Source organism: uncultured Alloprevotella sp. (assembly GCF_963536905.1).
In the GTDB taxonomy this organism is placed as follows: Bacteria; Bacteroidota; Bacteroidia; order Bacteroidales; family Bacteroidaceae; genus Alloprevotella.
Map to the genome: position 1 here is coordinate 1 of NZ_CAUTBW010000070.1, position 9,104 is coordinate 9,104.

The window sequence follows — 9,104 nt, forward strand, 5'->3', positions numbered from 1 at the left end:
GGACCATTGACACACAGCTTGCATTGTTCTGAATTCGTCGAACTCACGTTATTTAGTATTATTCTGCGCGCTATAGCCGTCCACATTTTGCTCAACATAATATGCTCCATTATCTGCTTTTTTCAATCTGCTGGTAATGTCCAAGTCTGCCTGTGGAGTATAAGCAAAATATCCCGTAGCAGGTTGGAAGCGTGATACAGGGAGAGAGCGGAACGAAAGCGCATTGCCTCCGCAATTCATCGAACCTAATTTAATAGAAGGAATGACCAGATTTGACATATTATTGTTGGACACCGACAAATCATAAAGATGGCTACTCTGGCGAACATCCAATGTTGCCAGCTCATTGTTATCAAGGATGAGTTGTCGGAGTTCTGGAAGTCCAGTAGAAGAAGCCATAGTGACGCTAGACAATTTATTATCGTTAGCAACAAGAGTCGTCAATGACCCAACACGACTTAGATCAAGGCGAGTAAATTTATTGCCAGCACACTGTAAGGCATCTAAATTCACATTAGAAGTTACATAAATACCCGTAAAGTTATTGCCGCTCACATTGATATGCTGCAAAGAAGCAGTACGAATAATAAAATTGCCACCATTGTTCAAACGCTGCATTCCATTATTAGCAAGGTTAACATTCTCCAATAATGGATTCTTAGCCTCACTCAGTGTCAGAGCTGAAATCTGATTTCCGCTAACATCTATATCCGTCAGTTTACTTAAACGTGTAACATCAAGCGTCGTCAAGCGATTGTTCTGACAATAGAGTGATTGAAGAGAGTTTGCTCCAGTTACGTCGAGCGCTGTCAATTCTTGTCCCTCACAAATAAGTGTGGTCAATTTACCGGCACTTGTCAGCGTAATAGTTTGACCTTTTACTGTTCCTGTCAAAGTTTGTAACGGTGTGTTTGCCACTTCATAGGTAACGGGCATTCCATCGCCCCAGTCCACCCTCACGTTTCGGGCAGAACGATTGACGACCAAGGTTAGTGCTGCTCCAGAGCCTTTGCTCGTGGTCAACTTCACCACTTGATCTTGAGCGTGCGTACAAAGAAAGTTACCCATGGAAAGTACTGCACACACAAGAAGTTTCTTTTGGTTCATAATTAAGCTAGAATTATTGTCTGATATATAGTTATTTATTAAATTGGGTGACAAAGATAGCCAAATATCTTATTAGAGAAATTTCCAGCTTCATATTTTCTTTGCTAACTGCAGATTCCAATATAGCAACATATAAAAAGACAATAACAAGAGAAGTTTACATATTACGCAACTATACATACTAAATATAATCACATCTACAAAATGAAAATCAAGCATCTCTAGCTTTAGTCGATCAGTAACGACTAATTCATTAGCCTCTCCATCAACATCATCACATTAATTTTATAATGCAAGAGAGAATGAAGCTCCCGATTTATTCTTTTTCTATTATCGTAAACATTTTAGGCATATTCTGCCATCTGCACATCAAAAAAAAACACTTTTACCACTTTTTCCAAAAAACAATCTTTAATTTTGCACTAATCCTATAATAAGAGGTATTCTTCTAAACTACAAAATCTAACATTCAAATAAAAATATCATGCGAGTAATTATCGAGCCAGACTACGAAAAGCTATCCCTCTGGGCAGCTGAATATGTAGTCAACAAAATCAATGCATTCAATCCAACTGACGATCGTAAATTTGTTTTAGGTCTTCCTACTGGTTCTTCCCCCATCGGTATGTATCAGGCAATTATTAAAGCTCACAAGGAAGGTCGTATCAGTTTCAAAAATGTCCTGACTTTCAATATGGACGAATATGTTAACCTCCCAGAAGATCATCCTGAGAGCTATCACACCTTTATGAAGAAGAATCTCTTTGATCATATTGACTGCCCGAAAGAGAATATTCACATATTGAATGGTAATGCAGAAAATTTGCAAGCAGAATGCGCTCGTTACGAGCAGATGATCAAGGATGCAGGCGGTATTGATTTGTTCATCGGAGGTATTGGTCCTGACGGACATATCGCTTTCAACGAACCTGGTTCTAGCCTTTCAAGCCGTACGCGTATCAAAACGCTCACAACAGACACTAGAATTGCCAATGCTCGCTTCTTTGGCGGTAAGCCTGAAGATGTACCTTCACTAGCTCTTACTGTTGGTGTCGGCACAGTCATGAGTGCGAAAGAAGTTCTAATTCTTTGCAATGGCCACAACAAATCTCGTGCACTGCAAGCAGCTGTGGAAGGTGCCGTTACTCAGATGTGGACCATTTCCTCTCTCCAACTCCACCCCCACGGTATCGTGGTATGTGACGAAGCTGCCTGTGAAGAAATTAAACATGGTACTTACCGCTTCTTCAAAGACGTTGAAAAGGATTATCTCATCTAATTCTCTCTCTACATTTTCAACCCTAGCAACGGATTACAAGACTAAGGTCTTGTAGTCCGCTTTTATTCACCCCTCCTCAAGCTACTCTGCGCAATGAAGCACACTGCTGATCCCTTTAATATTTCAGGCAACGAACCGCAATCCATCAGTATCCAACCGCAATACGTGATGTTAAAGCCAACAGGTTCTATCTGTAATCTTGCTTGTAAATATTGCTACTACACTGAGAAAAAAAGACTCTATCCCAAAGTGGCAAACCAAATCATGGACGAAGATCTGCTCGAACGCTTCACTAAGCAGTATATAGATATGCAACCCACTCCCAATGTTCTGTTCACTTGGCACGGCGGAGAAACACTCATGCGCCCAATCAAGTTCTACGAGCATGCGCTGGAACTGCAACGAAAATATGGACATGGGAGAAACATTGATAATTGTATTCAAACCAACGCCACCCTCATCACTGACGAGTGGGCACGCTTTTTCCGCAACAACAATTTTCTTGTCGGCGTAAGCATTGATGGACCACAAGAATTTCATGATGAGTATCGGCATTCACGATCGGGCAAACCAACGTGGCAGCAGGTGATACGCGGAATACAACTACTCAACAAATATAATGTAGAATGGAACGCGCTCGCTGTAGTAAACGATTTCAATGGTGATTACCCATTAGACTTCTATCATTTTTTCAAAGAAATTCATTGTCATTACATACAATTCACTCCAATTGTCGAGCGAAAACTCCAACACTCAGATGGGCGCGAACTCTCCTCTCCCACAGAAGAAAGTTCAGAAGTATGGGATTTTAGTATCACACCCGAACAGTGGGGAGACTTTCTTTGCAAAATCTTTGATGAGTGGGTACGACATGATGTAGGAGAATACTATATACAACTCTTCGATGCTACTTTGGCCAACTGGATGGGAGTACCTCCGGGAATATGTACACTGGCAGAAACCTGTGGACATGCAACTGCAATGGAATTTAATGGTGACGTTTACGCCTGCGATCATTTTGTCTTTCCCGAATACAAAATAGGAAACATAAACGAGCAAGCTCTTGTCGAAATAACCAATTCGCCAGAACAAAAAGCTTTTGGAGCAGATAAAAAGGACTCTCTACCACAGGAGTGCAAAGAATGTGAATGGCTCTTTGCCTGCCATGGAGAATGTCCGCGCCTTCGCTTTACGAAAGACAAATATGGAAACGCAGGACTCAATTATCTTTGCAGCGGCTATCGTAAATTCTTTGAACATATTGCTCCTTATATGGATTATATGAAATACCAACTTCAGCAAGATGAAGCTCCGGCAAAGGTAATGAAGTGGATAGCAGAAGGAATGCCACAGTACAGATTAAAATAATTAACTCCGATTATTTACTTTTTAAAAAATACAGAGTTACCCTCTATGCACACTTTATCAAAACTTCTAACTCCATTGTGAGAACGTGACAACAAACTATCTGTTTTCATTAGTAGAAAGATACCGCAGATGAAAGATAATATCCGAGAAAGAAATGATATATAGCCATATAAACAATATTAACTGGAAGTAATAAAATTAAATAAAGAAGCCAAAACCTTTGCTGTATTATAAGAAATTTGTACTTTTGCGGGCCGATTATTATCAAGCAGTGTCTTAGCACTGTATGTCAGAGGGTTACGCTTGCGCAGCTTTGGCCAGCTAACCAAGCTATAGAACCATCGGGCGCTGATTTTAATTATTAGTAGTTACAAACAAACAAAAAATGGACACTTTAAGTTACAAGACCATTTCTGCCAACAAAGAGACCGCACAGAAAGAATGGATCGTTGTTGATGCAACGGACCAAGTTTTAGGCCGTCTCGGTTCAAAAGTTGCCAAACTGCTTCGCGGTAAGTACAAACCAAACTTCACTCCGAACGTAGATTGTGGTGACAATGTTATTATCATCAATGCTGACAAGGTTCGCTTAACAGGTAAGAAGATGACGGATCGTATTTACTATAGCTACACAGGTTATCCTGGTGGCCAGCGTGAAAACACCCCTGCTTCTATCCTTGCAAAGCCAAACGGTGCTGACAAACTTCTCCGTCGCGTTGTAAAGGGTATGCTCCCCAAGAACCGCTTAGGTGCTAAGGTGCTTGACAATCTGTATGTATATGCAGGTAGCGAACACAAGCACGACGCTCAAAACCCCAAGCAAATTGATATTAACCAGTATAAATAAAGCAGTAAATGGAAACAATTAACGCATTAGGTCGCCGTAAGAGCGCTGTAGCCCGTGTCTTCCTGACTGAAGGTACTGGCAAAATCACAATTAACAAACGCGATTTGACGGAATACTTCCCCAGCTCTATCCTGCAGTTCGTTGTAAAGCAGCCTCTACAGCTGTTAGAAGTTCTCGAGAAGTATGACATTAAGGCAAATATCGATGGTGGCGGTTTCACTGGTCAGAGCCAGGCACTCCGTCTTGCTATTGCTCGCGCACTTTACAAACTCAACCCTGAAGACAAATCAGCTCTTCGCAAGGCAGGTTTCGTTACTCGCGATCCTCGTCAGGTTGAACGTAAGAAGCCAGGTCAGCCAAAAGCACGTCGTCGCTTCCAGTTCAGCAAACGTTAATCGGCATTGTCTGCTGAATTGGCGTTTAGTATCTAAACCTTCGGGACACTTCTTTAGAAAAGTCTACCCGATGGCTGGTTGAACAAATCCATGGGTTGTGGTCTTTCGACCACCACTCTCAACTAACAAAGAAAGTAAACAACACATCATGTCAAGAACAAATTTTGAAACACTTCTTGAGGCAGGCTGTCACTTCGGTCACCTCAAGCGCAAATGGAATCCCGCAATGGCTCCTTACATTTTTATGGAGCGCAACGGTATTCATATTATCGATCTTCACAAAACTGTAGCTAAAATTGATGAAGCTGCAGAAGCTCTCAAGAATATTGCTAAGAGCGGTAAGAAGATTTTGTTTGTAGCTACTAAGAAGCAAGCTAAAGACGTTATCGCCGAGAAGGCAGCTAGCGTTAACATGCCTTATGTTGCTGAACGTTGGCCAGGCGGTATGCTTACCAACTTCCCAACAATCCGCAAGGCAGTGAAGAAAATGGCCAACATCGACAAACTTACTGCCGATGGTACTTTCTCTAACCTCTCAAAGCGCGAAATCCTTCAGATTAGCCGCCAGCGCGCAAAGCTCGAGAAGAACCTCGGTTCTATCGTTGACCTCACTCGTCTGCCGGCAGCCCTCTTTGTTGTCGATGTGATGAAAGAACACATTGCAGTCAAAGAAGCTCAACGTCTTGGTATCCCTGTTTTCGGTATCGTCGATACTAACTCTGATCCCAACTCTGTAGACTATGTAATCCCTGCTAACGACGACGCAAAGGACAGCATCTCTGTTATCCTCGATGCTGTTTGCGGTGCTGTTGCTGAAGGTCTTGAAGAGCGTAAGGCAGAAAAAGCAGATCAAGATGCTGCAGAAAAGCAGGAAGGTGAAAAGGCTCCCCGCAAGCGCGCAGCTCGTGCTCGTAAGGAAGAAGAAGCTCCCGCAGCAGCTGAAACTGAAGCTTCTGCAGAGTAAACTCTTACTACAAATATAGAGTTTAGGGTGAGCGCTATTATGTCCTTACCCTAAACTCTCTTTTATTCATAATCTCCCTTAAACAAACCAATATAATTATGGCAGTTAATATAGAACTGATCAAGAAACTCCGCAAGTTGACGAACGCTGGTTTGAGCGATTGCAAAAAAGCCCTCGAAGAAACTAACGGAGATATCAACGCCTCTGTAGAAATCATCCGCGCTAAAGGTAAAGCTGTTGCAGCTAAGCGTTCTGACCGTGAAACCGCGAATGGTTGCGTACTCGTTAAAGTTGCTGACGGCTTTGCAGCTATGATTGCTGTTAAGTGCGAAACAGACTTCGTTGCTAACAACCAGGACACTATTGACCTTACTCAGAGTATCCTCGATGCTGCTATCGCCGCTAAAGCTAAGAACATAGAAGAAGTTAATGCACTTACATTGGCTGACGGCCAAACTGTTGCTGACGCAATCACTTCTCGTGCTGGTGTAACGGGTGAAAAGACTGAGCTTGATGGTTACTTCTTCCTCGAAGGTGAAAATATCTATTCTTACAATCACCAGAATAAGAACGGTCTTTGCACACTTGTTCAGCTCAATCAGAGCAACGAGGAAATTGGCCATGGTTTGGCACTACACATTGCAGCTGCTAATCCTCTCTCTTTGAGCGAGCAGGATATCCCCGCTGATGTTCGTGATGAAGAACTTAAAGTTGCTCTTGAGAAAACTCGTGATGAACTAGTTGAAAAGGCTGTTCAAGCTGCATTGAAAAAAGCCGGTTACAACCTCTACATTGCTGAGAACGAGGAACACATTGCAGAAGGTATTGCTAAGAAGGAAATTACTGAAGAGCAAGCTAAAGATATCCGTCGCATCAAGAAGAAAACAGCTGAAGAAAAAGCTGCAAACCTTCCCGAAGCAATGATTCAAAATATCGCTAACGGTCGTATGAACAAGTTCTATAAGCAGAGCTGTCTCCTTAACCAAGACTACTGCTTACCCGTTGATGATAAGACTGTTACGGTTCAGGAATATCTGCAACGTGGCGATAAGAATCTTACAGTTGTAGCTTTCCGCCGCTTTACTCTGAGCGCAGAATAATTTATCACTACACTACATAAAAAGTGCAGGCAACTTAGAAGTTGCCTGCACTTTTTATGTAAAATATTTGCGCACAAAAAGGAAAAGCATCGTGGAATAACAAGGTTTTACGCAAAGATTTATCAACTTCAATTCGGTTTAAGAAATTCCCTTTCATGAGTTTCTTAAATCGAACACTCATCCTTTCGGCCTCGATCTACTATAAGAATAAATAGGCACAAAGAAAGTACAGCTTTCATAAATATACCGTTTCTCCCCCTCAAGATTCCTGCTCGCATTTCGTAAACATCTACACGATGTAAGCATTTCAAACAAAAAGGAACTAAAAGCCGTACCTCTTTATTATGCCCTAAATGTCGCCCAGTTAAATTTGCATCAATAACAAAACAAACAATAACAATGGCAAGATTTAGAATCACAACCAAGATGATGAAAAACTCCAACGGAGTTCGCATCGAACCAGGCATGACTGTTGAAGTCGTGACTCAAAGTATGAACAATCCCCTTCTCACCAATGGTGGTCAAGCCGTTGCCGATGCTTTCATGCGCATCTATGGCATAGATATCAAGAAAGCAGGTGCCTTAAATATGGTTTATTTGAATGTAGAAAAATTAAACTAAAATGGAAAATATAGAATCATTACGCAACATCGCTGAATATTTAGGATTAAAGAGTATTGTTTCTGAATTAGAAGCCATAGACCTACGCGCTAAACAAGAGAATGCAAGCCTTATTTTTTTTGAGGAAAAAGAAGAACTGCTTATCCCGAATTGGGTTAATAAATTATGAATAAAACAACATTTATCTTAACGATTAGTATTACATTACTCTGTAGCACTACCCTACTCACAACTACCAGTTGCACGCCTAAAACTCCCGAAGAAATGCGACAAGATAGTATTGAAGCATTCTATGCTACGCCTGAGGGTGAGGCTGCAGCTACTGTTGAGAAATATTACGAAACATTAAAAAATGAAGGACTTTCTGAAGCTACATCAAAGTTCTGTACTGGAAAGTTAGCAAAACAATTAAACTCAATGGCAACACTTGTCAATATGGTGAAAGGTGGTAGTGGATATGACAAGATGGATATGGGCTTCGAGTCCGTAAAAACTGCTACACTAACCAACTATCAAGATGTAGCAATGGTTGTACTTAAGAATAAAAAGGGAATCTCCACTGCAATGCTAATCCTGCAGGAAGATGGGTGGCGGATTTTCTCGATAGAGCCTAATGATATGACTGGTTTTAAGAATATGATTTTTCAAGACAAAATATCAGATAGCTATGACGTCTATCCTACTGACGGAGAAGACCCCGATGGCGGTGCTTCTGCTACTCGACAGTTAGAAGAGGAAATGAACCAAGACTTCGAAACGTCGTACGATAATGCCGACTCATATTCAGAATAAAAACTTCTAAACATACAAAGATTATGACAAAAGAAAACATCATCAAAGCAATTAAAGATTATGAGTACCATGCACTTCCAGTAAGTAAGAATATTTTTACTGGTGACAACATTACTGCAGAACTCATTGAGAAACATTTCAACCGCTATGGCATTAACTGCCAAGGAGAACAACCGCTACTCATTGTCAATGACTCTATCGTGGGTTCATTTGGCGGATATGGTTGGACGGGGCTGATGATTACCGACAAGACACTCTATTATAAGTGTACAAAGGATTCCTTCCTCAGTGGTTTGATTGCTTTCAGTTCAAAAGGCATACTTCCTTTAGATCAAGTGCAGACCATTGCTATCGGAAATCACGATGCCTGCTTCGGTACAGCCTACGTAGGTCATCAACTCGTTATCAACAATGAAGTGATGGGCTTACTGCGTATGGGTGGGGGCATTGAGTTTGACAATAAGGCTATCAGCCAACTGAATCATATCTTTAAAGCCGCCAGATAAGCCTGACAAGTGTGAGCTTTATAAAAGAATTTGGAAAAGGATGGACAAAGAGAAAAGCAAGTGTGATAGCTAATAGGCTGACAGCTAATAGTTCTCATTAGCTACAACTGTTAACAAGCCTTCTA

Annotated in this window: 11 protein-coding genes; 10 read left to right on the forward strand and 1 reads right to left on the reverse strand. The window is 41.4% G+C overall.

All coding sequences use genetic code 11. From position 1 onward, the window contains the following. Window positions 1-48: 48 nt before the first annotated feature. The gene (locus tag ABLA33_RS09560) at window positions 49-1,107 is read right to left on the reverse strand and encodes a leucine-rich repeat domain-containing protein (RefSeq protein ID WP_347720129.1); all 1,059 of its coding nucleotides are present in this window, start codon (window positions 1,105-1,107) and stop codon (window positions 49-51) included. Between the two features lie 484 nt (window positions 1,108-1,591). Between ABLA33_RS09560 and nagB the strand changes: the two genes are divergently transcribed. The 10 genes from nagB (at window position 1,592) to ABLA33_RS09610 (ending at window position 8,979) form a co-directional block, all read left to right on the forward strand. Then, window positions 1,592-2,386, forward strand: coding sequence for a glucosamine-6-phosphate deaminase (gene nagB / locus ABLA33_RS09565; protein WP_311490282.1), 795 nt, complete (start codon window positions 1,592-1,594; stop codon window positions 2,384-2,386). 93 nt (window positions 2,387-2,479) lie between these two features. Then, window positions 2,480-3,754 (forward strand): anaerobic sulfatase-maturation protein, encoded by a 1,275-nt coding sequence (locus ABLA33_RS09570; RefSeq protein ID WP_347720130.1) that lies wholly within the window; start codon window positions 2,480-2,482, stop codon window positions 3,752-3,754. A 385-nt stretch (window positions 3,755-4,139) separates the two neighbouring features. Then, window positions 4,140-4,601 carry a 50S ribosomal protein L13 gene (gene rplM / locus ABLA33_RS09575; RefSeq protein WP_347720131.1) on the forward strand — a complete coding sequence of 154 codons (462 nt, stop codon included), beginning with the start codon at window positions 4,140-4,142 and terminating at the stop codon, window positions 4,599-4,601. 8 nt (window positions 4,602-4,609) lie between these two features. After that, complete coding sequence (rpsI, locus tag ABLA33_RS09580; RefSeq protein ID WP_009348205.1) at window positions 4,610-4,996, forward strand: 30S ribosomal protein S9; 387 nt, start codon at window positions 4,610-4,612, stop codon at window positions 4,994-4,996. Window positions 4,997-5,144: 148 nt separating this feature from the next. Continuing rightward, on the forward strand, window positions 5,145-5,960 hold the full coding sequence (rpsB, locus tag ABLA33_RS09585) for a 30S ribosomal protein S2 (protein WP_311491337.1): 816 nt from the start codon (window positions 5,145-5,147) through the stop codon (window positions 5,958-5,960). A 98-nt stretch (window positions 5,961-6,058) separates the two neighbouring features. After that, on the forward strand, window positions 6,059-7,060 hold the full coding sequence (tsf, locus tag ABLA33_RS09590) for a translation elongation factor Ts (RefSeq protein ID WP_347720132.1): 1,002 nt from the start codon (window positions 6,059-6,061) through the stop codon (window positions 7,058-7,060). Window positions 7,061-7,459: 399 nt separating this feature from the next. After that, window positions 7,460-7,681: a DUF6140 family protein gene (locus ABLA33_RS09595; RefSeq protein WP_347720133.1), complete on the forward strand. Its 222-nt coding sequence runs from the start codon at window positions 7,460-7,462 to the stop codon at window positions 7,679-7,681. A 1-nt stretch (window position 7,682) separates the two neighbouring features. Beyond that, on the forward strand, window positions 7,683-7,850 hold the full coding sequence (locus ABLA33_RS09600; RefSeq protein ID WP_347720134.1) for a hypothetical protein: 168 nt from the start codon (window positions 7,683-7,685) through the stop codon (window positions 7,848-7,850). Beyond that, window positions 7,847-8,473, forward strand: a complete 627-nt coding sequence (locus ABLA33_RS09605; RefSeq protein ID WP_347720135.1) for a hypothetical protein — start codon at window positions 7,847-7,849, stop codon at window positions 8,471-8,473. Before ABLA33_RS09600 ends, ABLA33_RS09605 begins: the two co-directional genes overlap by 4 nt. A gap of 23 nt (window positions 8,474-8,496) precedes the next feature. Next, on the forward strand, window positions 8,497-8,979 hold the full coding sequence (locus tag ABLA33_RS09610; RefSeq protein ID WP_347720136.1) for a hypothetical protein: 483 nt from the start codon (window positions 8,497-8,499) through the stop codon (window positions 8,977-8,979). The last annotated feature ends 125 nt before the right edge of the window (window positions 8,980-9,104 follow it).